Origin of the sequence: Echinicola shivajiensis, from assembly GCF_018642165.1 — a bacterium.
In the GTDB taxonomy this organism is placed as follows: Bacteria; Bacteroidota; Bacteroidia; order Cytophagales; family Cyclobacteriaceae; genus Echinicola; species Echinicola shivajiensis.
On the sequence record NZ_JAHHZM010000001.1, the window covers coordinates 433,428 to 459,338 of the forward strand.

The following is a 25,911-nucleotide window of genomic DNA, read 5'->3' on the forward strand; positions in this document are numbered from 1 at the left end:
ATAGTTCGGCTCAATTGGACTTTGCCATTAAACTTTCTAATTGAGCGATTGCTTTCTGTTTATTCACAATGGCCTCTGATATTTTCATTTCAAAATCCAAAAGCTCTTGCTGTACAGTCAATAACTCCTCAAAATTCCCATCTCCAGAACTGTACTCAGCTAACATCAAATCAAAACTACGCTGAAGCAAAGCGGTCTGGTCTTGGTATAACTTTAGGTTCCTTTCTGCATCCCTGATTTGCTTTAAACCTTGCTCCATCTGTAATTCCAAGGAATTGTACACCTGCTCTTTCTGATAATAAGACAATTCTCTTAAGCGCTCAGCTTCCCTTCTCGCTGCCTTATATTTCTTTCTATAAATGGGCAAGGATAAAGAGACCATAGGCATTACCATATTATGCCCCATTCCTCCAGGAACATATCCCCTACCACTTCCTATTTCTCCCATAGGAGACCTCGGTGAATTGATCATATAATCTACTCCAATACCAATACTGGGCAAACCGGCCTTATTGGCCACCTCAGATTTTTTCTGATAGGCATCCCCCATCACATCCAGTTTTATTAGTTCAGGATTCCTGTTACGAACACTGTCCATGATTACTTCACGTTGCCACATTAACTCCTGTTCCAGTTTGGAATAATCAAAATTCACCTTTTGGTCGATTGGTCGATTAAGTAATTGGTTAAATTTCACCTGCTCCAATTCCAATTCATCTTCATAGCCTTCAATCAAAGTAGCAACTTCCTTGGACCTTGATTGAATCCGCAGCACGTCCGTCATTTTATCCTTCACTCCCGGAACACCTCCTTTGAACCTATTGAGGGCCAATCGTTCCATGGTCTCCAATAACTCCAAATTTTCTTCTGCTATCATCCGGTGATGGGACCACAAATAGACTTGATAATAGGATTGTTTTACCTGATTATACAAGTCATACTTGGCCCTTTCAAACTCCAGGTAATTGGCTTGAGCCAATAAGCTGGCTTCATCCTTTTGGCTCTGAAATGTCCCAAACCAAGGGAACCGCTGCATTAAGGAAACATTCATTTTCTGGTCTCCCATCAACGTAGCCATATCCTTAAGGAAAAAGCCAAAACTTAATTCAGGATTTGGAAGCTGCCCCAACTGTGGCACCTTTTCCAAGCTTGACATATAAAAGGCGTATTTAGCTTTCAAACCCGGATTGTTTTCCCCTGCCTCCACCAGATAATCCTCCAGACTTTGAGCCATGGAAGAATTTAACAGCAAAGCCATCACGAAAAACAGCCCCAATTTGCGCTTATCCAAACCAAAATACTCCTTAACTATTATTCTAATGCCTTTCATTATTTCTCATTTTTGGAATTGAGTTTACTCCATTTTAATTCTTCCCACCAGCTGTAAAGTACTGGTACAATAAACAGGGAAATCAAAGCCACCATCATCCCCCCAAATGAAGGGATGGCCATTGGAATCATGATATCAGATCCTCGTCCAGTAGAAGTGAGTACTGGCAATAAAGCCAAAAGAGTTGTGGCTGAAGTCATCAAACAAGGTCTTACCCTTCTTAATCCTGCCGAAATAACAGCCTTTCTGATCCCCTGTACTGATTCGGTTTTGCGCTTATCAAAACTTTGTTTGAGATAAGTGGCCATTACCACCCCATCATCTGTTGCAATACCAAACAGAGCTATAAAACCAACCCATACAGCCACACTTAAATTAAATTCCCGAACTTGGAAGAGCTCCCGCATGGATGTCCCCATTAGGCTGAAATCCAAAAACCAAGGTTGTCCATAAAGCCATAACATGATGAAACCACCAGAAAATGCCATGGCAATGGCAGAAAAGATAAAGCTGGTCACTGCTACGGAGCGAAACTGGAAATAAAGAATCAGAAATATCACGATAAGACAAATAGGGATCACCAATGACAATCTTTTCTCTGCCCTTACTTGGTTTTCGTATGAGCCTGAGAATTTATAGCTCACACCTGCGGGAACTTTTAATTCCCCACTATCTATCTTATGCTTGAGGTATTGCTGGGCATTCTCAACGACTGTAACCTCCGCTACTCCATCTTGCTTATCCAGTAAGACATAACCTACCAAAAATGAGTCTTCACTCTTAATCACTTTTGGACCAGGTCTGTATTCCAATTTGGCCATTTCACCAATAGGCACCTGTTGTCCATCAGAAGTACTTACCAAAAGCTGTTCAATTGCTTCAGGATTATTCCTATACTCTCTTGCATACCTTGCCCTGATACCAAACCTTTCCCTTCCTTCGACTGTCGAAGTTAATTTCACTCCACCCAGAGCTCCTTTGATAGTTTCCTGAACATCCGCCACATTCAGGCCGTACCTGGCAATAGCCTGCCTATCCAAATCCAACTCCAAATAAGGCTTACCCAAGGTCCTGTCAGCAAACACTGAGGCAGGCTTTACACCAGGCACCTCTTTTAGATAATGTTCAATTTCTAAACTAAACTCTTCAATAGTCCTCAAATCAGGACCATATACTTTTAATCCAATTGGCGCCCTCATACCCGTTTGAAGCATCAGCAACCTGGTTTCTATCGGCTGAAGTTTAGGAGCAGCAGTCACCCCAGGGAGATTGGCCACTGCAGCAATTTCATTCCAGATATCATCAGGAGATTTAATATGGTCCCTCCATTGACGAAAGTATTCCCCATTTTCATCCTCAATAAGCTCTCCGTCTTCGTTTCTGAGAAATCCCCCCTCATCATCAACGGCAAACCTTATTTTCCTGCCATTTTCATCTGATTTAAACTCAGGCTTATATAAAATAACATTCTCGAACATGGACATTGGAGCAGGGTCCAAGGGTGTATCCGCACGACCTGCTTTTCCTACCACCGAGGATACTTCTGGAATAGTATTGACCAATAAGTCCAACTGCTGAACGATCTTCTGGTTGGCCTCTACACCTGAATGTGGCATAGAAGTAGGCATTAGCAAAAATGCCCCTTCATCCAATGCAGGCATAAACTCTTCTCCCATTCCAGGAAAAGTATGGGCCATGCTACTGTAAATGGAAGTAGTACGAATATTCCATCCCAATTTGTCAAATCCTTTAGCTATTCCTCCAAAGAAACTGGCAAAGCCCACCCAAATATTGAGTCCTAAAAACACCATCAAAAGAGGAAGAACAAGGAACTTTACTTTATTGGCCAAGCACCATGAAAGGATGGATTCATAATACTTTATAAATAGTGAAAATATTCCCAACACTGAGCCAATGACCAAGAGCACAAAGATAAAATTGGTAAAAGCACTCACAGAAACTCCTAAAGGTGCCCAGGTGCTCGCCAATAACCATGAAACAGCCAGTACGGCTATGGAAACCAATACTGGTGTATGGATTTTTTTATATTGTTCTTGATTTCGGTATAAGAGATAATTATTGGTTCCTATCGCTATCATCACCAATGCCGGTAAGGTAAACCAATAAATACAGATAAGGCCTATTAGAATCAATCCAATATTACCCCATTTTTTCCAAAATATCCCTCCGTTTTTAATCCCAAACACCCAATGTGCCAGGGCTGGCATAATCAACAAGGTAAACAATAAGGCAGATACCAAAGCAAATGTTTTGGTGTAAGCCAATGGCCCAAACAATTTACCTTCTGCAGCCTGCAAAGTAAACACAGGAAAGAAACTTACAATGGTTGTTGAAACTGCTGTAATGATAGCAGTGGCCACTTCGGTAGTTCCGTCATAAACGGTCTTTAATAAGCTTTGTCCCTTGGGTGCTTCATCAATATGTTTAAGAATATTTTCATTTAAAATGATCCCTAAATCCACCATGGTTCCAATAGCAATGGCAATTCCGGAGAGTGCTACAATATTCGCATCTACTCCTACATATTTCATAAATATAAAACAGGTCAATACCGCCAAAGGCAAAATGGCAGATATCAATAGAGATGCCCTGAGATTATAAACCATTACCATGATCACCACAATAGTCATCAAAATCTGTAATATAATGGCATCATTAAGGGTACCCAAAGTTTCCATAATGAGATTGGAGCGATCATAAAAGGGAACAATCGTCACCTTGGAAATTCTACCATCTTCCAGTTCCTTTTCAGGTAAACCGGTACTGATTTCCTCAATTTTCGATTTGACATTTTCTATCACGGCCATAGGGTTGTCTCCATATCGGGCTACCACCACTCCTCCAACTGCCTCGGCTCCTGACTTGTCCAAAATGCCCTTCATCGACCGATCCGCTGGTCCAATATTTACACGCGCAATATCCTTGATCCTCAAAGGGACATTATCACTAACTTTTACAACTGTCTCACCTATGTCTGAAATGGTTTTCACATAGCCCAAGCCCCTGAGATAATACTCCACTTGGTTAATTTCAAGTGTGTTGGCCCCCATGTCTTGGTTGGTCTTTTTGAGAGCATCACGTACCTCCATCATAGAAACACCATATGCCTTCATCGCATTGGGATCGAGATCCACCTGGTATTCCTTTTCCATTCCTCCTACAGATGCCACCTCAGCCACGCCATCAACACCTGCGAGGCCATAGCGCACATAAAAATCCTGAATGGACCTTAACTCCTGCAAATCCCAGCCTCCAGCTGGTTTCCCATCTTTATCCCTTCCTTCAAGTGTATACCAATAAACCTGTCCCAAAGCAGTAGCATCAGGCCCAAGCTTTGGTTGGACATTTTCTGGAAGCAAATTGGAAGGCAATGAGTTTAATTTCTCTAAAATCCTGGACCTGCTCCAGTAATAATCAACTTCGTCTTGAAATATGATGTAGATACTCGAGATCCCAAACATGGAAGATGATCGGATGGACTTTACTCCGGGAAGACCTAATAAAGATGTAGTCAATGGATAAGTAATCTGGTCTTCCACATCCTGAGGGGATTGTCCCATCCACTCTGTAAATACTATTTGCTGGTTTTCGCCAATATCTGGAATAGCGTCGACAGGCACAGGGTCACTGGGCAAAAAGCCTGTATCCCATTTAAATGGAATTACCACTAGTCCCCATGCAACTAATAACAGCAATAGAAGTACAGTTACCAGCTTATTTTCTAGAAAGAATTTAATGATAGCATTAAGCATAGCCTAATTATTAATGCATGAAATAATCGTATAAGAAATGAAATAAACTACCAGACAGGTAGTCAAAGAAATGTATAGCAAAGGCAAAAGGCCTTTACCAAAAGGCTATATCAAAAAAATCTCGTTTACAATATAAATCGGCAATCCACTGGGAGGTGCATCGTCCAAAGGAAAAGCTATTGCTTGTTCTTCCTTATACCATGACATGCACTCAATAATATCCGCCAATAAATGAGGGTATGGCAACAACACAGCGGTAATGAATTGTACATTTACAGTCTTAGAAGTGTTCTGCTCAGCATTCTGCAATTCTGTTTTTGGAACATCATCACAGCAACCAGGCATTTCCTCTCCTTCAGCACAACAGGTTTTTTCCTCTGCAAAAAAATTAATTGCTTCCAATTGCTCCCCACAATAATGCATAGAATAACTCAGCCCTGCATTGAAGCAGAGATAAATCATCAATAGCGATATTTGGAATAGCTTTCGCATGGTTTCTGTGAACAAATATAGAAAAGCTTTGTCTAGTAAAGTTATATAATTTTTGTAGATTTTAAACAAATGTCAACTGCAGCATGCTGAGCAAAGAAAAATTCTTCACCTGTCCTCATTGTCTTTCGCACATTTCAATGATACTTGACTTGAGTATTAGCTCCCAAAAATACATTGAAGATTGTGAGGTTTGCTGTCAGCCAATTGAAGTAAATTTCACAATAGAGAATGGAGAAATTACAAATTTCACAACAAGCCCTATTGAACAGTGAAATTCATCAACTAAAAACTACTTATTTTTAACAATCTTGCATTTATTATTTTTGTGATTTACTTTTGCGAATCACAAGCTATCTAACTCATGATCAAAGCATTAAGCACCTCTCTATTTATCTGTCTGTTCACTTTAATTGCAAATGCCCAAACTCCAACAGGAATCCAAGAGGCTGCTGAAGATTATGCCCAGGCAAATCTAAATGAGGACTTTGAAACTTTGGTCAATTACACTTACCCGGTAATTCTTGAAAAATCAGGGGGAAAACAGGGTATGATAAATTCTTTGGAATTGGCCTCTGATTTACTAAAAATCAGGAACATGAAGGTGGAAAGTTTTGAAATTGGAGAGGCCCAAAAATACACCCATTGCTCAGGGGAAACCCATGCTTTGGTTCCTGTCACCACCAAAATCAAGGTTCCAGGAGGCGAAATCATCAACCATATCACGCTTATTGCGGTGTCTAAAGCATCCAGTGACCAATGGTATTTCATAGAAGCTTCCAGCTTAGAGCCCAACACCATCCATAATTATCTACCAACTTGGGACTATACCTTGGGGCTAAAATTTGATAGCTCTCATGAATTTATCGGACTTAAATCCGAATAAATCACTTTTTATTCTTTCGCATATTCGCCAACTGATCCCATAATTCATCAGGAACTTGCTCCAAATGGTTAAATTCCCCTGCTCCCATTAGCCATTCTCCTCCATCAATGGTGATCACTTCCCCATTGACATAGGCCGAAAAATCTGAAACAAGGTAAGCGGCCACATTGGCCAATTCCTGGTGTTCTCCGACTCTTTTTAGCGGTATTTTTTTAGCAGGATCAAATTTATTGGCCAAATCCGCTGGCAAAAGTCGACTCCAAGCTCCTTCAGTGGGAAATGGTCCAGGAGCAATCGCATTGGAGCGGATATTGTATTTGGCCCATTCCACCGCCAAAGATCTTGTCATTGCCAAGACACCAGCTTTTGCTGTAGCACTTGGGACCACATAAGCAGAACCTGTCCATGCATAAGTGGTAACAATATTCAAAAACACGCCTCGCTGTTTAGTCGCTATCCAGTGCTTTCCTGCAGTCATAGTCATATTGACACTTCCTTTCAGTACAATATCAATTACGGTATGAAAGGCATTGGTTGAAAGCCTTTCTGTTGGGCTGATAAAATTTCCTGCTGCATTATTGACTACCGCATCCACTACCCCAAACTCCGCTACTGCGAGTTGAAACATTTTCTCCACTTGCTCAGTATCCCGCACATCACAGGCCAATGGAAATACTTTCCCTCCTTTCCTTTCCTGAAGTTCTTTTGCAGTTTCCTTAAGTATTTCCAGCTTCCTACTGCTAATCACCACGTTCGCTCCCAATTCCAAAAAATATTCCGCCATGGATCTCCCAAGACCTGTTCCACCACCAGTAATTAATATGGTCTTGCCCTTTAAAGCATCTTCCCTAAGCATTCCTTGATTATATTTCATGGCTATTTTGATTTTAAGGATTTATCCAATATACCTAAAAAACCTTTGTTATTTGAAATTCAGAAATCCATCAAAAAAAATTGGGTACAAAAAAAGCCGCTAATAATCAGCGGCTTTTTAAATTTTATCTCAACCCTAAGATTAATACCTATAATAATCCGGCTTGAATGGACCAGCCACTTCTACGCCGATATATTTAGCTTGCTCTTCAGTCAATGTTTCCAATTCCACACCTAATTTACTCAAGTGAAGCTCAGCAACTTTTTCATCCAAGTGCTTAGGCAATACATAAACTTTGTTTTCGTAATGATCCGTATTGGTCCATAACTCCAACTGAGCCAAAGTTTGGTTGGTAAAGGAGTTTGACATCACAAATGAAGGGTGGCCAGTGGCACAGCCTAGGTTCACCAATCTACCTTCTGCTAAAAGGATGATATCATTCCCATCCACATTATAAAGATCTACCTGAGGCTTGATCTCATCCTTGGTATGGCCATAATTGGTATTCAACCACGCCACATCGATTTCATTGTCAAAGTGACCAATATTACAAACGATGGTTTTATCCTTCATCACTTTGAAGTGCTCACCAGTGATGATATCCTTATTACCAGTAGCAGTAACTACGATATCAGCTTCAGCAGCCGCACCTATCATTTTCTTCACCTCAAAACCGTCCATAGAAGCCTGTAGCGCACAGATTGGATCGATTTCAGTAACGATTACACGGGCACCTGCACCTCTAAGTGAAGCAGCAGAACCTTTTCCAACATCACCATATCCACCTACTACAGCTACTTTACCAGCCAACATCACATCGGTAGCTCTTCTGATGGCATCTACCAAAGATTCTTTACAACCATATTTATTGTCAAACTTAGACTTGGTTACAGAGTCATTTACGTTGATAGCAGGCATCGGAAGCGTTCCGTTCTTCATTCTTTCATAAAGCCTGTGAACACCTGTGGTAGTTTCTTCTGATAATCCCTTGATGTCAGCCACCAATTCAGGGTATTTATCCAATACCATATTGGTCAAGTCACCACCATCATCAAGAATCATATTCAATGGCTTTTGATCTTCACCAAAGAACAATGTTTGCTCTATACACCAGTCAAATTCTTCTTCAGAAAGGCCTTTCCATGCATAAACAGATATTCCTGCAGCGGCAATAGCGGCAGCGGCATGGTCTTGGGTGGAGAATATATTACAAGAAGACCAAGTCACCTCAGCACCTAATTCAACCAAGGTTTCAATCAAAACGGCTGTTTGAATGGTCATGTGAAGACAACCTGCGATTCTAGCTCCTTTTAGGGGCTTTGATGCGCCATACTCAGCTCTTAAAGCCATCAATCCTGGCATTTCAGCTTCAGCCAATTTAATTTCTTTTCGGCCCCATTCAGCCAAAGAGATGTCTTTTACTTTATACTTGACGTATTTTGATTTAGTTTCTGACATGAATTTATCGTTTTGATATTAATTTCGGATCACAAATTTACTCAATCCCATAGACTTTACATAATTAGCTACTTAGATGAATTTAACTTCTTTGAAGGCATAATGGTTTAACTCCCGGTTATTTTTCTCAACTATCAAGCGCCCCTCTGAACTTATACCGATTATTTTTCCACTAAACCGGCCCTTTTCATCCTCATATTCCGACAAAACATTCTTTCTAAAAAGATTTCCCCAATAGTCTGAATGTAAGCTCTCTGTATCGTTCCTTTTCAACTGTAGGTATCTTTTTTCAATGGAAACTAATATACTCTCCATTATTTCCCATTTATCGAATGTCTGTCCACTTAGCTCTGCCAATGATGTGGGGCCTGGGAAAGGAAAATCCACTTGATTAATATTCAAGCCTATGCCAACAATAGATGTATCAATATTTTTTTTAGTGATGCTATTTTCTATCAAAATCCCACCTAGTTTACCTTCTTTTTCGTGTACTATATCATTGGGCCATTTCACTTTAATCCCTCCGACCAATCCACCAAGTGCATCCAAGACCGCCAAGGAGACCACCCTGTTCAACTCAAAATGTGACATTGCGTCCAAAAAAACAGGAGATAAAACCAATGAAAAAGTCAGGTTAGCCTCAGGCTCACTAAACCACCGATTGCCCCGCTGCCCCCTGCCCTTGGTTTGTTTGTCAGTAATGATGATACTGCCTTCTTTGGCGGTACCTTCTTTGATTTTCTGTGCGGCAATGTCATTGGTAGAATGACACTCTGTCAGATAAATGATATCTTTCCCCAGAAAAACAGTATTGGCAAGGATTTTATGCATCAATTTATTAGTTATTTTGTCGCACAATAAAGATATTTATCCTTTTATTGTGGCGTTAATTATGATATTGTAAAATTACAACAAAAGTATGACAGCAGAAGAGCTGAGTAAATTAATCGTGAAAGGGATGGAAGAAAAAAAAGCTTCCGATATCGTGGTGATGGATTTGAGAGATATCAATAATTCTGTTTCCGATTTTTTTGTGATTTGTTCCGGCCAATCAGACACTCAAGTAGAAGCCATTTCTGATTCAATCGAAGAAGAGGTTTTCAAATCCAACAAAGAAAAACCCTGGAGAAGTGAAGGAAAAAACAACCTACAATGGATTCTAGTAGACTACGTTGACGTGGTAGCCCATGTTTTCCTAAAAGATAAAAGAGAGTTTTATGGCCTTGAAGATCTATGGGGCGATGCAAAAGTTACCCATATAAATTAGGTCTTTGTAAACTTTCATTTTTTAAATCCGTTTTACCTAAAGTTTATTGAATTAATATTTAAACGATGAGTGATAAAAACAAAAATAAAAAATTCATTCCTAAACCGCCTCAAAAGCCCAATTTCCAGCTTTGGCTAATTGTCACTGCTGTGATTGTGCTTATCGGCATCACTTGGTTCAACCAAAGGAGTGCCGTGATCGACATAACGATGAAGCGGTTTGAGGACATGGTCCTGAGCAATGATGTGAAGAAGGTAGTGGTGGTCTATAATCAAAACTATGTAGAAGTCACCCTAAAGGAGGAAGCTCTGGAAAACCAGCGCTACAAAGATGAACTGGAATCCCAAAATCCATTCTTTAACCCTGCTGGACCTCACTACAAGATTACTGTAGCATCTGTTGATAAGTTTGAAGAAGACTTTGACAAACTGGAAGCCAAGCTTCCGGAAGATCAAAGGATAGGTACCTCAGCTAAAAAAGAAGAAAGCTGGGGCAACTGGTTTGGGAGCTTTGGTTTCTTGATTCTGGTATTTTTCCTTTTCTGGATCATGATGAGAAGAATGGCTGGACCAAGTGGACCTGGTGGGCAAATTTTCAATGTGGGCAAATCCAAAGCCCAACTATTTGATGCTGAGAACAAGGTAAAAATCACTTTTGACAATGTAGCCGGATTGGATGAAGCAAAAGAGGAAGTGCAGGAAATTGTTGAATTCCTTAAGAATCCTTCCAAATTCACTAAACTAGGGGGTAAGATACCTAAAGGTGCATTATTGGTAGGACCTCCAGGTACGGGTAAAACCTTATTGGCCAAGGCCGTGGCAGGAGAAGCAGGTGTTCCTTTCTTTACCCTATCGGGTTCTGACTTTGTTGAAATGTTCGTTGGGGTGGGTGCCGCTAGGGTTCGTGACCTTTTCAAGCAGGCAAAAGAAAAAGCACCTTGTATCATTTTCATCGATGAGATCGATGCTATTGGACGTTCAAGGGGTAAAGGCCAAATGCCAGGTTCCAATGACGAACGTGAAAACACGCTGAACTCACTATTGGTAGAAATGGATGGTTTCGGTACAGACACAGGAGTAATTGTACTGGCAGCAACCAACCGTCCTGATGTATTGGATAGCGCCTTATTGAGAGCCGGTAGATTTGACCGTCAGATCAGTATTGATAAGCCTGATATTTTGGGTAGAGAAGCCATTTTCAAAGTTCATTTAAAACCTATCAAGACCAGTTCTGATATTGATCCTAAAAAACTGGCTGCGCAAACTCCAGGCTTTGCCGGTGCTGAGATTGCCAATGTTTGTAATGAAGCAGCCCTAATTGCCGCTAGAAGAAATAAAGCAGCTGTCGACATGCAGGATTTCCAAGATGCTGTTGATAGGGTGATTGGAGGTCTTGAGAAGAAAAACAAAATCATCTCTCCTGAGGAGAAAAAGATCGTTGCCTATCATGAGGCCGGACATGCTGTTGCAGGTTGGTTCTTGGAGCATGCGGATCCTTTGGTAAAAGTAAGTATTGTACCTAGAGGAATTGCAGCCTTAGGTTATGCTCAATACTTGCCTAAAGAACAATTCCTTTATCAAACAGAACAATTGATTGATGAGATGTGCATGACCCTTGGTGGACGTGCTGCAGAAGAAATTGTCTTTGGAAAGATTTCAACGGGTGCCCTCAGTGACTTGGAAAGAGTGACCAAAATGGCTTATTCTATCGTGTCGGTTTATGGTATGAATGATAAGATTGGTAATGTTTCCTTCTATGACAGCAAAGGAAATGATTATAAATTCAGCAAGCCTTATTCTGAGTCCACCGCGGAAACAATCGACGAGGAAGTTAGAAAGCTAATCAGTTTCGCTTACGAAAGGACAAAAGACCTTTTGAGTCATCGAAAACCAGAATTGGAGACCTTGGCCCAAGAGCTATTGGAAAAAGAAATCATCTTCCAGTCTGATCTAGAAAAGCTTATTGGTAAACGACCTTTTGATAGCGAAACTACCTATGAGGCTTTTACTAGAAAAGTTGACGAAAAAGAAGAGAAAAAAAATAAGGCTGCCTCTGATAAAGGTGAAAGTTCTTCAGATGTAGAAGAAAGCCTTAGCGAGAAAAAGGACTAAATATCAAAAAAATAGATTCTATCTAAAAAGCTTTCCTAGTCATCAGGAAAGCTTTTTTTGTTTACACTAGCTCCTCCATTGTTCGGCTTACCTTTTCAATAATTAAAAGATTGCTAACTTTGACCTTCAAATTGATCAAGAAGGGTTTATTGGAAAATCATAGTCTCTTGCCAATAACCTTTTGCTAGGAATTCAACATACTCTTTTACATCATACATGAACATCAACCTTAAGGAAAACCAAAAAATATTTTTCGCTTCTGATTTTCATTTAGGATCACCTGACCATCAAACCAGTAGAGAAAGGGAAGATAAAATCATTAAATGGCTGAAGAGTATTGAAGACGAAGCTGCTGCTATATTTTTGGTGGGTGACCTTTTTGATTTTTGGTTTGAGTTTGACACTGTCATTCCCAAGGGCTTTGTCAGGTTTATAGGTAAAATCGCCCAGCTAAGGGACAAAGGGATTCCCATATTCTTTTTCACTGGAAATCATGACTTATGGATGAAGGACTATTTCACCACAGAGTTAAATATTCCTGTTTACCATAATCCAATAAACATTGAAATCAACCACAAAAAATTTCTAATCGGACACGGAGATGGGTTAGGCCCAGGAGATAAAAAATATAAAATCCTCAAAAAGTTTTTTACCAGCAAAACTTGTCAGTTTATTTTCAAATGGCTTCATCCTGATATTGGCCTGGCAATTGCTCATAAGTGGTCAAGCCACAGTAGAAGCAGCAATATGGCAAAAAATGAAGATAAATTCCTGGGTAATGATGAGTGGTTATGGGAATATTGTAAAAATGTAGAGACCAAAATGCATTTCGACTTCTATATCTTCGGCCATAGACATTTACCATTGGAACTTCCTGTGGGTAAAAGCTCCAAATATATTAACCTAGGTGAGTGGTTAAGTCAAAACACCTTTGCAGAATTCAATGGAGAAGAATTACATTTAAAGACTTTTGAAAAATGAAATTTTGGCTAGTTTTCACCCTTGCTGTTTTCTTGAAATCCCTATCAAGTTATGGACAAGAAATGATGTGGGAGCCAATCTTCACGCTACGCGAAAAAGAAATCAGCCTAGTTGACATTGACAATGACGGCAAAATCTTAATTGCTGATCAAAGGGGGAATCTAGATCAATACAATCAGTCTGGAGACGCTATCAATCATTATTCTCCTGAATTCCAGGGCACTTTAAGTCAAGTAGAAGCAGGAAGAACCTTAAATATTTTCACATTTTCATACGATCTTCAAAAATTCGAAATATTAAACAGGTTTATCAGTCCCCTATTTTCAGGCAGGTTGAACAATTTAGAATTCGGCAATATCCGTGCTGCTTCACTGGGCAACAATCAGAAAATATGGCTTTATGACGAAACCAATTTTTCACTGATTCAATATGATTACCGAAGAAACGAGGTTCTTCAGCAACAATCGCTAAATCTTATCTTCGAGGATTCCAATTTTACTATCATTGAGCTCACAGAATATCAAAATACACTTTTTATGAATGTAAAGGACAAAGGCATATTTCTTTTTGATAATCAGGCCAACTATATCGGCAAGCTTAATCTGATCACAAAACAAAAATTATCTTTTTCTGGGAATTGCATATTCTCCACATCTAAAAATCAATTGATCCAAACAGACTATCTATCGGGAAAAGAAAAAAGATTCAATTTCCCTACTCCAAACATGAAAGTTTCGGTCCATCGGGACTTGTTTATTTTTTATAATTCCCATTCGCTTCAAGCCTATAAAGGAGAAATCGTTAAAAAGTAAGATCTATCAAAAAAATAATTGCAGAGGATAAACTAAACGTATTTTATGATAAGCTACATTATTCAACAGCTTAGTATCAATTTTAATTATTTAAATATTAGTTATCAATCATCAACTACATTAACAGTAAAAAGAATTATTAGAATAATTCTTACAATTATTTAAAAAATATTCGATTTATGGTTTGATTTTTGCAATTTTGCGATCAAATGACAAAACGTTTACCACGAAAAATTCATCACTTAATTTTTATATTTGCTTTCCTGTATTTCGGATCAGGGATAGCAATGCAATATCGTGCCCAAAATTTCATAAAAAAATCGGAAACGAATCTTACATTCCCAAAAAACCTGAATACCCCCGACGTAGATTTTGATTTAAAACCAACTGGGCAAAAGAAGTTTAAAATAGTATTGGAAGAAAAGATCCCGACCAAGACCACCGTAAAGGTATTTGATATCATTGGGAACTTAATACTTGAAGATGCCTTAATGCCTGAAGATGGCCTGCAGAAAACTTACGATTTTTCTTATGTCAGCAGTCAACTTTTTGTAGTGGAAGTGGGGAATTCCAAATACAACAAAACAAAAAGCATCTATGCTAATCCACAAGGTAAAAAAAAAGTGGATGAGCTAAAAAAGAACTTAGAAGAAGATCAAGCTTCGAAAAATGAAGAATAAAAAAACCGGCCTAAGCCGGTTTTTTTATTCAATGATATGAAATACTCAAACTGAATTAAGCTATCTCAACCAATTTTATATCGAAAATCAAATCTTCACCAGCTAGTGGGTGATTTGCATCCAAAACAATTTTTTCGGCATCTACCTGAACCACTTTAACTGGCACTGGTTGACCTTGTTGATTTTGGATAGACAGATCCATACCTACTTCAGGCTTGATATCTGCAGGAACTTGTTCGATTGGCACATCAATCATCATATCATCTCTCTTGGCACCATAGGCCTCATCTGAAGGGATAGTAACGCTTTTATCTTGTCCTACCTCCATACCATCTACAGCCTGATCGAAACCTTTAATCATGTTTCCATCACCAACTGTAAATTGAAGAGGTTCTCTGTTTTCTGAAGAATCGAAAACTGTACCGTCCTTTAACTTCCCTGTGTAGTGTACTTTTACTGTACTTCCTTTAGTTGCTACAGACATTTAATTAATTATTTTTGTGAATAATGATAAAGGTAATACTTTTTAAAAGGGATAAAAAAGAATCCCATATTTGATTTAAAAAGCGTCCATAATCGTTCTTTTTTTGTTCAATTCCGAACACACCTATATAAAAAACCCTTCTTTTATGGTTAATTTGCCTATATTCATTTATGGCATTATTTAGGCAATTGAATGTTTATAACATTACCAAATCAAAATAAAAATGGAAGAAAAAAGTCTCGGAAAAATACTTATAGTAGATGATAATGAAGACCTACTTTTTGCTGCTAAAATGCTATTGAAAAAGTATGCCAAAGAAGTAACCATAGAAAAAGACCCTAGACGAATTCCATTTTTGGTTAACAACAACAGTTTTGATGTCATTTTACTGGACATGAACTTTACTGAGGATACCACATCTGGAAAAGAAGGTTTTCACTGGCTAAAACAAATCAAAGAGATTGATCCCAAGGCGGTGGTAATCTTAATCACTGCCTTTGGAGATGTAGAAATGGCCGTACAAGCACTGAAAGAAGGAGCCACAGACTTCATCCTAAAGCCTTGGCAAAATGAAAAACTTTTGGCCACTTTGACCTCTGCAAGCAGACTAAAGGAAAGCTATAATCAGGTAGATTCTATTTCCAAAAAATCCAAACAACTTCAAGCAGACCTTAAGAAACCCTTTTCGGAAATCATAGGGCAAAGCGCCGCTATGAAAAACATATTTTCCATCATTGACAAGGTCGCTCAAACTGATGCCAATGTTTTGATACTTGGAGAAAACGGAACAGGAAAAGAACTAATTGCCAGAGCTATCCATGACAGGTCCTTAAGAAATGATGAGATATTTGTCGGAGTGGACATGGGGGCTATCACCGAAACGCTATTTGAAAGTGAGCTGTTTGGTCACAAAAGAGGTGCATTTACAGATGCCAAGGAAGACAGGGCCGGCAGATTTGAAGTAGCAGACAAGGGCACCTTGTTTTTGGATGAAATCGGCAACCTGAGCATGCCTTTACAGTCTAAGCTTTTGACGGCCCTGCAAAAGAGAGAAGTCACAAGAATAGGCACCAATAAGTCTATTCCTGTTGACATACGACTGATCAGTGCTACCAACATGAAAGTTCACGATATGGTCATGGACAATACCTTCAGACAGGACTTGTTGTACAGGATCAACACCGTAGAGATATTCCTTCCTCCATTACGTGACAGGCAAGATGATATCCCTTTATTGGCGAATCATTTTCTGAAAATATATGCTAAAAAATACAGGAAAGAATTTAATGGCTTCAAAACTGCAGCCATTCATCTCTTGCAACATTACAGCTGGCCTGGAAATATCAGGGAACTACAACATGCCATAGAAAGGGCCATCATTATGGCTGAAGGTGATGAATTGGATAGCAGGGATTTCTTTTTTCTTTCTTCAAAACCAGTAGCTGAAAAGGTCAGCAACCATACCAGCCTTAATCTGGATGAAGTAGAAAAAAATGTTATTCAAAAAGCCATCGACAAAAATGGCGGAAATATTTCAAAAGCTGCAAAAGAGCTGGGACTTACCCGGGCTTCTTTGTACAGAAGATTAGAAAAATATGGATTATAAAGTCGGGTTATTAGGAAGAGTGGTCTTGCTTTCCATGACCCTATTCATACTTTCCTATGCTATACTCAACGAAGCCGGTGTTTTCATCACTTCGCTATTTATCATTTTGGTTATTGCCCAATTGATTTTCTTGATCAACTATGCAGAAAGCAGTTTTAAAAAGGTCAGACAGTTCTTGGACAACATCAAACAAAACAACTATGCCACAGTTTATCCTGTCAAATTTGACGGAACCGAAACAGATGACCTGCACATTGAATTCAATGCCATTTTGGCAAAGCTAAAAGAAGACCAGGCAGAAAAAGAAGCCAATTACCAATACTTCAGATCGGTATTTCAACATCTTAGTATTGGCCTGATCACCTTTGAAGAGGATGGCCAAGTGCAGATCCTCAACACAGCAGCCAAAAGGATGCTAAATATAGAACAGCTCGGCCATATAGAGGAAATTGAAGAAGTCAACAAGGAACTCCACTTTGCCATCAAAAACCTGAGAACTGGCGGGAGTGAACTGATCAAAATCGCCCATCCGGATGGCATTATGCAGCTTTCTGTATATGTCATTGAACTAGTGCTTCGTGATGTCAAGTTCAAACTTGTATCCTTGCAGAATATCCAAAGTGAACTGGAGGAAAAAGAAATGGAAGCATGGCAAAACCTGGTAAGAGTATTGACCCATGAAATCATGAACAGCATTGCCCCTATTTCCTCATTGGCCTCCACCATCAAGGTGGATATTCAATCACAACTGGACAAAGGGGGGGACATACCTGTCCATGATGTGGAAGATTATTTGATGGGGATAGCCACTATAGAAAAGCGCAGTGAGGGATTGATTGATTTTGTTAGCGATTTTAGAAGCTTGGCTCATATTCCTGTCCCTAAATTCTCCGCCATTAAAATAAATGAACTCTTTGAACAACTGGCAACGCTTTTCGGTCATCAAATAGATGAGTTAAGTATTAAATGTGAGAAAAACATCGAGCCTGAAAACCTACTATTATTCGCAGATAGTTCTTTGATTGAACAGGTACTCATTAACATTATCCAAAATGCCATCCATGCTGTGGAAGAATCAGAGGAGAAAAAAATCTCCCTAAGCGCCTTTATTGATGAAGCAGGAAAAATCATCATTGAAATTAGTGATACCGGTAGAGGAATTGAAGAAGAAGCACTCAATAAAATCTTCATCCCCTTCTTTACGACCAAACAAAAAGGATCAGGAATAGGATTAAGCCTATCCAAACAAATAATGAGAAGGCATAAAGGTAATATTCAGGTCAAATCAACTATCGGATCAGGAACTACATTTAAACTCATCTTCAATGCATAGTCACTTTAAAAATGCCAGCCATATAACCTTTTCTTCATAAACTTCTATAATAGAAGATCATCAACTTATTTTAAGGTTTCCTCATCTTTAATTATTCGCTAACCGCAGGTTCAAAATTTGAACTTTCTAAGGCTTTGCATAATTCCCTGTTCCTCTTATCCGCAATCAAATAAACTTTATTACTCCTCTTCCTCTCCTCAATTCTGTTTATTACGGATAGAATAAAACTCCCTATTTGATCTAGCTGGTCTTGATGACAATAAATGAGTTCTAAGAACACACTGTCTTTGTTATATGAAAATGCTCGGGTTAACTCATTGTTGTCCTTCAATTCCTGCACACAAACCAATAATTGGGACCTATTGGTATGCGTATAAAGATTACATTGTCCCCCCAAACAAAACATGGCTCTTTCCATCAGCTCCCACCTTGTAATCATTGATTTGCCAGAATCATATTTCAATAAATCATTCAAGGAATTTTTCCGAAAAGGTATTTCCCCTATTACATTTGAATCTCTATTCTCTATATAAAATTTGGCATTTTCTTTTTTTAGCGAGGCATTGAATTCGCCAAACACAAAAGCGGAAAGTCCCTTTTTCTTCAATAAATATTTCCGTTTTTCCCAATACATTTCAACCGACATGGGGCGTAATCCCATTTTTAATATGAGGTCATAAATATATTTCTTGGCTTTCTTCTTAAAGTAAAAAAAGGAATTTCGGGTAGCTACTAAACTAAAAACAGTGTCACTTTCCGTCATCCACATTTCTTTATAGGTATCCCACCCTGGTGTCAAATCAAAAGTATCCACTCTCTCTTCAACGAGTCTTTCTGCCAAAAGATAAAAATGCAGCATACCTGGAGATAGCTTTGAATGTATGGGAGAATGGGTGTTTATGCCTTGTAAATGGACCCATTTTTTTCCATGAAGGGCAACCATTGAGGCCAAAACTTCCCTATGAACCATAATTACCGTCACGTGTAACAACCCTTCCTTAAACAACCTTAAATAAAAATTGATTTTTTGTGGACTTTCCCTAAACTGGCTTTTATTGAACATGGCAGCTTGCCTAAAGTCAAATTGATCAATGATCTGAGGCAGAATTTCTTCAAACTGACTTTGTTCTGTTATTTTCCTAAAGCTATACCCCTTTAACTTGCCCAGCTTTTTAAACTTAGTTTTATATTGTCCCTTAGGACTTATAATATTGGAAATTTCACTCGATTGAGTTTTCATCAAGGGTCTCCTAAATGGCTGAATTACACAACGTTTCTTCCAATTTTTTGAATTTTCAAAACTAGAAACCAAAGTCCCTTTTGGGATATACCTAAAAATAATATCAGCTTTGGGGAATTTTCCCCAAATCAGTCCCAATGCCTGATCGATAAATGCATGCTCGTTCTCTTCACTGGCCAACCACACCTGGTACTCAGCATCATAGAGTCCAGCACCCATTATTTTCACAGATTTGGGATAATTAATAGCTGCTTTTGATAAGGTCATGGTCAACAAACCATCAAGCTTTCCTTCTGGATCATAGGAAAACACTAGCAATGGGGCATATTCACTATTGAACGTCAAATACCAAGAATGCACATATTTTCTACTCTGAAATACGGTAGCCCAAGGACATTCATCATATAAACTATCCCATGATTCAAGAAACTCACGATCACGCATCCATTCAAAAGCTTCTACTCCTAAAAGCATCTGCATTTGGTCTCTTTGGGGATTTATAGTCATTATTTTTGAACTGTATTTTTTGTCCTTGTTCTTTATAAATTCCTCATTGGAATTACTTATAAAGCTTGCTATCCCATTTTTTAACACCATGAGCAATTCGTAATAAAGTATTGTTATTAAAATTAACCACCTTTACCTATTTTAAACAGACAAATTTAGCCCTCCATAATTTCTACAATGACCTTAAAGCGATTCACCTGTCTTAATAACTAAAATTTCATTAAATGCATCTTCCACCCTCGATAAAACTTACCAAGTACCTTTCCAAAATAATTTCACGCACCCATACATGCTCAATTCTCTTCTTTGGTAGCAATAATCTCTGTAATTAAAAACTTGCGCCTCCTATCTCCATTTTCATCTAAAAGCATCATTTATTTCATAAACATCTAAAAAAATCAGGATTACTAATTACGTTATTAAAAACATCAAAAAAAACTATTAAATACTTTTTTTTGTATCTAAAATATACTTTAAAGCTTCTTGAAAGGTGAGTTAATAATTAGGAAACTTTCCAATCAATTCCTCTTAAAATCCATTTCAATATCATAATATCTGCTTCACAATCAATTAATTATTGGTTTTTATATTGATTAAAAATAGGAAAAGCTTTGAAAACACATTTTAAGACCATCGTCGTTTCTGATCTACATTTGGGTACAAAAGGGTCCAAAGCAAAAGAGGTCGTCCGATTTTTAAAAAACTATCATTGCGAAAATCTTATCCTTAATGGGGACATAATAGATGGATGGCAGCTGAAAAAGTCGGGGTCGTGGAAAAGGAAACATACTCGATTCTTCAACAGGATCCTCAAAATGATTGACACTGACGATACAAAGGTATACTACCTTAGAGGAAATCATGATGATTTTTTAGATCAAATACTTCCTCTAGAAATAGGCAACCTTTCTATCCAAAAGGATTTGATTTATGAGTCCCACGGAAAAAAGTACCTTGTTCTTCATGGGGATATTTTTGATAGCATCACCACTAATCTCAGATGGATTGCCTATCTAGGAGATATAGGTTATACTTTCTTATTATGGTTAAATCGTTTTGTGAACCATTATAGGAGGAAAAGAGGACTAAGCTATTTTTCACTCTCTCAATACGTCAAAAATAAAGTAAAATCAGCTGTATCCTATATAGACAAATACGAGGAAGAGCTCGCAAAAATGGCCAAATCTAAAGGATGCGATGGTATTATCTGCGGACATATTCATAAAGCAGAATCCAGGATGATCAATGGAATAGCTTATCACAATTCAGGCGACTGGGTAGAAACAATGAGTGCCCTGGCCGAGGATTTTGATGGCAACTGGCAACTGATATATTACAATGAATTGGATTTTGCACGGTCAGGAACGGATGAGAAGGTTATTCCATTAAATACTCCTAATAAATTTCCCGAAGTATCCTTTTTTGGATCAACTGAAAACATCATTATCCCTCCTTCTTCGTTCGAATCATGAAATTTGTTTTTATTGTTCAGGGTGAAGGCAGGGGCCATATGACCCAAGCCATTGCCTTAGCTGCCATTTTGGAGGAACAAGGACATGAAATCAGTCATATCCTTATTGGAAAAAGTAAAAGAAGGCAGTTACCGGAATTTGTCCGTAAAAACCTCAAAGCACCTATAATTCAATTTGAAAGTCCCAACTTCCATACTGACAAAAAGGGAAAATCGATCAACCTTTTCAAGACCATTACCAGAAACACATTAAAGTTTCAACAATTCATTCATAGTTTAAAGATAATTGACCGAGTAGTAAAAGAAGACCAGCCAGATATTATCATCAACTTTTACGATATACTTGCGGGCTTATATAATTTTTCTTTTAGACCTAAAGTTGCATTTTGGGCCATAGGGCACCAATATCTGATTTATCATTCCTCATTCCCATTTGCACCCAATAATTTCATTCAAAAAAAGCTATTTCAATTTAACACTTGGGCAACTGCACTTGGAGCAGACAAACTGCTCGCCCTCTCCTTTAGAAATCACCCAGTAAACCACCATAAAAAATTAGTAATCATCCCGCCTGTATTAAGATCGGAACTTCACAAACTAAGCACAAAAGAAGGAGATTATATCTTAAGCTATATCGTCAATTCAGGCTATGCAGAGGATATTATTTCATTTGGAACAGAAAATCCACAAATTAAGATAGAAGCATTTTGGGATCAGAAAGAAAATGAAAAAATCTACAAACCACAGCCCAACATCACCTTTCACCAAATTGATGATCAGAAGTTCCTTGAAAAAATGGCCAACTGCAAAGGTCTGGTTTGTACCGCGGGCTTTGAATCAGTCTGTGAAGCCATGTATTTAGGAAAAAGAGTAATGATGGTTCCTGTAAACGGTCAATACGAGCAAGCTTGCAATGCTATCGATGCACAAAATGCCCAAGCTGGCATTGCCCATAATACTTTTGATTTCAAATTATTTTCAGATTATCTAAACAAGCCTGTCAAAAAGAACGAATCATTCAGAAAATGGCAGCAGCAACTGCCCCAAATGATTGAAAATATTATTGCGGAATCCAGTTTATCTGTCTATAAATAACAGATCAAATCAAGCCTTTCCCCTAAAATTCATTGAATCCAAGACATTTCCCCCCCTTAGTTTAAAGTATTTTACAAAAAACCGAATTGAAAAAAGTGCGTTTCCAAAGAGTTCAATCGTTTTCGATAAAAAAAATGAGCTTTTTTTTATAAATGGGCCTCTCAAAGGAAATTAGTTTTCTAAAAATACTTGTAAATTCAAGATTTAAGACCTGAAATTATTTCCATGAATATAGAGAGACTAAGACTTAAAGAAGATCAGGACAGGGTCAAACATTGGAAAAAATGGGGGCCATATTTAACTGAGCGACAGTGGGGTACTGTGAGAGAGGATTACAGCGCAGATGGTTCTGCTTGGGAGAATGTCACTCATGAGGATGCAAGAAGCAAAGCCTATCGATGGGGGGAAGAAGGGATCGGTGGCTTTAGTGACCATAAACAAAAACTTTGCTTGGCTTGGGGCTTTTGGAACGGCAAAGACCCTATGATCAAAGAACGCTTATTTGGCCTTACGGGGAATCAGGGAAATCATGGAGAAGACGTGAAAGAGTTATACTATTATCTCGATAGCACTCCTTCTCATAGTTATATGAAAATGCTCTATAAATACCCCCAAAATGAATTCCCATATAGAGATTTAGAAGAAGAAAATTACAGAAGAGGAAAACTGGATCCTGAATACGAAATCATAGATACGGGCATTTTTGATAAGGATGAGTACTTTGACATTTTCATTGAATATGCCAAAGAGGACTTTGAGGATATCGTTTCTAGAGCTACTATTCATAACAGGAGCAATAAGGATGCGACCATTTGGGTGATGCCCACTATTTGGTTTAGAAAAACCTGGTTTACGGGACATGAACCTTTTCTGCCCAAACTCTCCAAGAAATCGGACAATCAAATACTGGCCTTTTCACCAAAGTCAGGAAATTACCACTTCCACTTTGACGGAAATCCAGAGTTATTATTCTGCGATAACGAAACCAATAGGGAGAAGTTATATGATATTGGAAACCAAAAGAAATTCTTAAAAGATGCCATCAATGACTATGTCATAGAGGGCAAAACAAAGCACCTTAATCCGGACAATTTCGGAACCAAAGCTGCAGGCCTATATAAAATCGTCATTCCAGCTGGCCAATCGGAAGAGGTAACCTTTAGGATGAAACGTAAGGCAAGCCCTGTAAACATGGAAGATTGTGATGAGATTATCCAAAATCGAATCCATGATGCTGATGAATTTTATCTTAGCCTTCAAGGTCATGTTACCGATGAAGAACTAAGGAATATTCAAAGACAGGCTTATGCGGGAATGATGTGGGGAAAACAGTTTTACTACTATAATGTAGAACGTTGGCTTGAAGGTGACCCTGGACGCTATGTACCACCCGTGGAAAGGAAAAAAGGCAGAAATCATAATTGGCGTCATCTGCAGAATTATGATATAATATCCATGCCTGACAAATGGGAATACCCTTGGTATGCGGCCTGGGATCTGGCCTTCCACTGCATCCCTATTGCCAGAATGGATCCCCAATTCGCAAAAGACCAGTTATTGGTACTCCTAAGTGAATGGTATATGCATCCCAATGGCCAGATACCTGCCTATGAATGGAATTTTAATGATGTCAACCCCCCTATTCACGCTTATGCTATCCAAAGGGTCTTCCAGATAGATAAAAAAATGAATGGAGGAGTTGGAGATTATGAATTCCTTGAAAGGGCACTGCATAAACTCATGCTCAACTTCACCTGGTGGGTAAACCAAAAGGATAGCGACGGACAGAATATCTTTGAGGGTGGTTTTTTAGGACTGGACAATGTCAGCCTTTTTGACCGCTCACATGTAGACCAATTCGGAGCCAAACTAGAACAAGCGGATGCCACCTCTTGGATGGCCATGTTTTGTCTAAATATGTTAAGGATTTCCCTGGACCTTTGCGAAAAGAACAAAGTATATCAATACACTGCCACCAAGTTCTTGGAGCATTTTCTTTATATCGCAGGCGCCATGAACAATATCTCTGGACAGAACATTAGTCTTTGGGATGATGAGGATAATTTCTTTTACGATGTTCTCCATATTGATGATAAGGCGCCTAAAAGGATGAAAGTAAGGTCCATTGTCGGCCTTATACCTTTATTTGCTGTGGAACCTATAAAGGAAGAAATGTATGAAAACCTAACCGAATTCAAACACCGTTTGGACTTCTTCCTAAAGGAAAAGCCAAAACTGGCTTCCCTGGTATCCAACTGGATAGAACCAGGCAAGGACAAACGACACTTGTTCTCCCTTTTGCGTGGTCACCGGATGAAAAGCTTATTGAACAAGCTTTTGGATCCTGAGGAGTTTCTTTCTGACTATGGAATTAGATCGGTATCTAAATACCATAAAGACCACCCTTACTCCATGAAACTCAATGGTGAGAAACACACGGTCAAGTACACTCCTGGAGAATCAGATACAAGAATGTTTGGAGGCAATTCGAACTGGCGAGGTCCCATTTGGTTTCCAATCAACTGGTTGATCATGGAATCCTTGAAGAAATTCAATTACTATTATGGCGGAGACTTCCCTATCGAATACCCAACCGGTTCGGGAAAATTCATCACCTTGGACATCATAGCCAAAGAACTGTCTCTAAGAAATATAGATATATTCAGAAGAAACCAAGAAGGTAAAAGGCCTGTTTTCGGGGACAATGAAAAAATGCAAAATGACCCGCATTTCAGGGACTATATCCTCTTTTTTGAGTATTTCCATGGTGACAATGGCAAGGGACTTGGGGCTTCCCACCAAACTGGGTGGACGGGACTGATCGCCGAAATGATTCATAAATATTATCCCAGAGAAGAAAAAGTAGAAGATGAAGTTGTTACCTTATTTAGAAGCTAACAGGTTAGAAGCCGGATGTGATGAAGTGGGCAGAGGTTGCCTTTGTGGACCAGTGGTCGCTGCAGCTGTGATCCTTCCCAATGACTTTGCCAATGAACTGATCAACGACTCCAAAAAGCTCAGTAAAGGCAACCGGGAAGGGTTGATACAGGAAATCAAAGACAAGTCCATCGCTTGGGCAGTGGCGGAATCTTCCGTGGAAGAAATTGATCAAATCAATATACTTAATGCATCCTTCCTGGCCATGAGCAGGGCTATAGAGGATTTAAACACAGCTCCTGAGCACCTGTTGATAGATGGAAACCGATTCAAAAGTAAACTTGACATCCCTTATGACTGTATTATAAAGGGTGATGGAAAATATGCAAGTATTGCAGCTGCATCCATTTTGGCGAAAGTCCACAGGGATAACTTAATGGCTGAATACGCCAAGGAGTATCCTGGCTATGGATGGGAGAAAAATGCAGGTTACCCTACCAAGCAGCACCGACAAGGCATTTTAGAATTGGGTTCCACCCCAATCCACAGAAAATCCTTCAAATTATTACCCGATCAATTAGAAATCGGTTTTTAAACAAAAAATCCCAAGGCGATTACCTTGGGATTTTTTTTATTT

At 38.8% G+C, this 25,911-nt stretch carries 21 protein-coding genes; 13 read left to right on the forward strand and 8 right to left on the reverse strand.

Features of this window, described 5'->3' with window-relative positions; genetic code table 11:
• Window positions 1-10: 10 nt before the first annotated feature.
• From KMW37_RS01690 to KMW37_RS01700, 3 genes are all read right to left on the reverse strand, one after another.
• Window positions 11-1,330: a TolC family protein gene (locus KMW37_RS01690; protein ID WP_215222865.1), complete on the reverse strand. Its 1,320-nt coding sequence runs from the start codon at window positions 1,328-1,330 to the stop codon at window positions 11-13.
• Window positions 1,330-5,103 carry an efflux RND transporter permease subunit gene (locus tag KMW37_RS01695; protein ID WP_215222866.1) on the reverse strand — a complete coding sequence of 1,258 codons (3,774 nt, stop codon included), beginning with the start codon at window positions 5,101-5,103 and terminating at the stop codon, window positions 1,330-1,332. Before KMW37_RS01695 ends, KMW37_RS01690 begins: the two co-directional genes overlap by 1 nt.
• A gap of 105 nt (window positions 5,104-5,208) precedes the next feature.
• Window positions 5,209-5,595: an HYC_CC_PP family protein gene (locus tag KMW37_RS01700; RefSeq protein ID WP_215222867.1), complete on the reverse strand. Its 387-nt coding sequence runs from the start codon at window positions 5,593-5,595 to the stop codon at window positions 5,209-5,211.
• An 83-nt stretch (window positions 5,596-5,678) separates the two neighbouring features.
• Between KMW37_RS01700 and KMW37_RS01705 the strand changes: the two genes are divergently transcribed.
• Together KMW37_RS01705 and KMW37_RS01710 are read left to right on the forward strand one after the other, a co-directional pair.
• Window positions 5,679-5,867 carry a CPXCG motif-containing cysteine-rich protein gene (locus KMW37_RS01705; RefSeq protein WP_215222868.1) on the forward strand — a complete coding sequence of 63 codons (189 nt, stop codon included), beginning with the start codon at window positions 5,679-5,681 and terminating at the stop codon, window positions 5,865-5,867.
• A gap of 89 nt (window positions 5,868-5,956) precedes the next feature.
• Window positions 5,957-6,478: a hypothetical protein gene (locus KMW37_RS01710; protein ID WP_215222869.1), complete on the forward strand. Its 522-nt coding sequence runs from the start codon at window positions 5,957-5,959 to the stop codon at window positions 6,476-6,478.
• Window position 6,479: 1 nt separating this feature from the next.
• On the opposite strand, the gene KMW37_RS01715 is transcribed toward KMW37_RS01710, so the two are convergent.
• The 3 genes from KMW37_RS01715 to KMW37_RS01725 all read right to left on the reverse strand — a co-directional run bounded on the left by KMW37_RS01715 (window position 6,480) and on the right by KMW37_RS01725 (window position 9,641).
• Window positions 6,480-7,352 carry an SDR family oxidoreductase gene (locus KMW37_RS01715; RefSeq protein WP_215222870.1) on the reverse strand — a complete coding sequence of 291 codons (873 nt, stop codon included), beginning with the start codon at window positions 7,350-7,352 and terminating at the stop codon, window positions 6,480-6,482.
• 141 nt (window positions 7,353-7,493) lie between these two features.
• Window positions 7,494-8,810: an adenosylhomocysteinase gene (ahcY, locus tag KMW37_RS01720; RefSeq protein WP_215222871.1), complete on the reverse strand. Its 1,317-nt coding sequence runs from the start codon at window positions 8,808-8,810 to the stop codon at window positions 7,494-7,496.
• A 72-nt stretch (window positions 8,811-8,882) separates the two neighbouring features.
• Window positions 8,883-9,641 (reverse strand): biotin--[acetyl-CoA-carboxylase] ligase, encoded by a 759-nt coding sequence (locus tag KMW37_RS01725; RefSeq protein WP_215222872.1) that lies wholly within the window; start codon window positions 9,639-9,641, stop codon window positions 8,883-8,885.
• Between the two features lie 88 nt (window positions 9,642-9,729).
• Between KMW37_RS01725 and rsfS the strand changes: the two genes are divergently transcribed.
• The 5 genes from rsfS (at window position 9,730) to KMW37_RS22375 (ending at window position 14,661) form a co-directional block, all read left to right on the forward strand.
• Window positions 9,730-10,077, forward strand: a complete 348-nt coding sequence (rsfS, locus tag KMW37_RS01730) for a ribosome silencing factor (RefSeq protein ID WP_186756399.1) — start codon at window positions 9,730-9,732, stop codon at window positions 10,075-10,077.
• 65 nt (window positions 10,078-10,142) lie between these two features.
• Window positions 10,143-12,188 carry an ATP-dependent zinc metalloprotease FtsH gene (ftsH, locus tag KMW37_RS01735; RefSeq protein ID WP_215222873.1) on the forward strand — a complete coding sequence of 682 codons (2,046 nt, stop codon included), beginning with the start codon at window positions 10,143-10,145 and terminating at the stop codon, window positions 12,186-12,188.
• Between the two features lie 216 nt (window positions 12,189-12,404).
• Window positions 12,405-13,169: a UDP-2,3-diacylglucosamine diphosphatase gene (locus tag KMW37_RS01740; protein WP_215222874.1), complete on the forward strand. Its 765-nt coding sequence runs from the start codon at window positions 12,405-12,407 to the stop codon at window positions 13,167-13,169.
• The gene (locus KMW37_RS01745) at window positions 13,166-13,981 is read left to right on the forward strand and encodes a hypothetical protein (protein WP_215222875.1); all 816 of its coding nucleotides are present in this window, start codon (window positions 13,166-13,168) and stop codon (window positions 13,979-13,981) included. Before KMW37_RS01740 ends, KMW37_RS01745 begins: the two co-directional genes overlap by 4 nt.
• 413 nt (window positions 13,982-14,394) lie before the next feature.
• Window positions 14,395-14,661 (forward strand): hypothetical protein, encoded by a 267-nt coding sequence (locus KMW37_RS22375; RefSeq protein ID WP_246581286.1) that lies wholly within the window; start codon window positions 14,395-14,397, stop codon window positions 14,659-14,661.
• A gap of 55 nt (window positions 14,662-14,716) precedes the next feature.
• Here KMW37_RS22375 and KMW37_RS01755 read toward each other — a convergent pair whose 3' ends face one another.
• Window positions 14,717-15,145, reverse strand: coding sequence for an FKBP-type peptidyl-prolyl cis-trans isomerase (locus KMW37_RS01755; protein WP_215222877.1), 429 nt, complete (start codon window positions 15,143-15,145; stop codon window positions 14,717-14,719).
• Window positions 15,146-15,368: 223 nt separating this feature from the next.
• Between KMW37_RS01755 and KMW37_RS01760 the strand changes: the two genes are divergently transcribed.
• Complete coding sequence (locus KMW37_RS01760) at window positions 15,369-16,751, forward strand: sigma-54-dependent transcriptional regulator (RefSeq protein ID WP_215222878.1); 1,383 nt, start codon at window positions 15,369-15,371, stop codon at window positions 16,749-16,751.
• On the forward strand, window positions 16,741-18,084 hold the full coding sequence (locus tag KMW37_RS01765) for a sensor histidine kinase (RefSeq protein ID WP_215222879.1): 1,344 nt from the start codon (window positions 16,741-16,743) through the stop codon (window positions 18,082-18,084). Before KMW37_RS01760 ends, KMW37_RS01765 begins: the two co-directional genes overlap by 11 nt.
• A gap of 91 nt (window positions 18,085-18,175) precedes the next feature.
• Here KMW37_RS01765 and KMW37_RS01770 read toward each other — a convergent pair whose 3' ends face one another.
• A complete protein-coding gene (locus KMW37_RS01770) occupies window positions 18,176-19,831 on the reverse strand; it encodes a GNAT family N-acetyltransferase (RefSeq protein ID WP_215222880.1) in 1,656 nt (551 codons plus the stop codon).
• A gap of 611 nt (window positions 19,832-20,442) precedes the next feature.
• Here KMW37_RS01770 and KMW37_RS01775 point away from each other — a divergent pair.
• From KMW37_RS01775 to KMW37_RS01790, 4 genes are all read left to right on the forward strand, one after another.
• Window positions 20,443-21,303 carry a UDP-2,3-diacylglucosamine diphosphatase gene (locus KMW37_RS01775; protein WP_215222881.1) on the forward strand — a complete coding sequence of 287 codons (861 nt, stop codon included), beginning with the start codon at window positions 20,443-20,445 and terminating at the stop codon, window positions 21,301-21,303.
• Window positions 21,300-22,397, forward strand: coding sequence for a glycosyltransferase family protein (locus KMW37_RS01780; RefSeq protein WP_215222882.1), 1,098 nt, complete (start codon window positions 21,300-21,302; stop codon window positions 22,395-22,397). Before KMW37_RS01775 ends, KMW37_RS01780 begins: the two co-directional genes overlap by 4 nt.
• A 225-nt stretch (window positions 22,398-22,622) precedes the next feature.
• Complete coding sequence (locus tag KMW37_RS01785; protein ID WP_215222883.1) at window positions 22,623-25,295, forward strand: MGH1-like glycoside hydrolase domain-containing protein; 2,673 nt, start codon at window positions 22,623-22,625, stop codon at window positions 25,293-25,295.
• Window positions 25,267-25,869 carry a ribonuclease HII gene (locus tag KMW37_RS01790; RefSeq protein ID WP_215222884.1) on the forward strand — a complete coding sequence of 201 codons (603 nt, stop codon included), beginning with the start codon at window positions 25,267-25,269 and terminating at the stop codon, window positions 25,867-25,869. The genes KMW37_RS01785 and KMW37_RS01790 overlap by 29 nt, the downstream gene beginning before the upstream one ends.
• The last annotated feature ends 42 nt before the right edge of the window (window positions 25,870-25,911 follow it).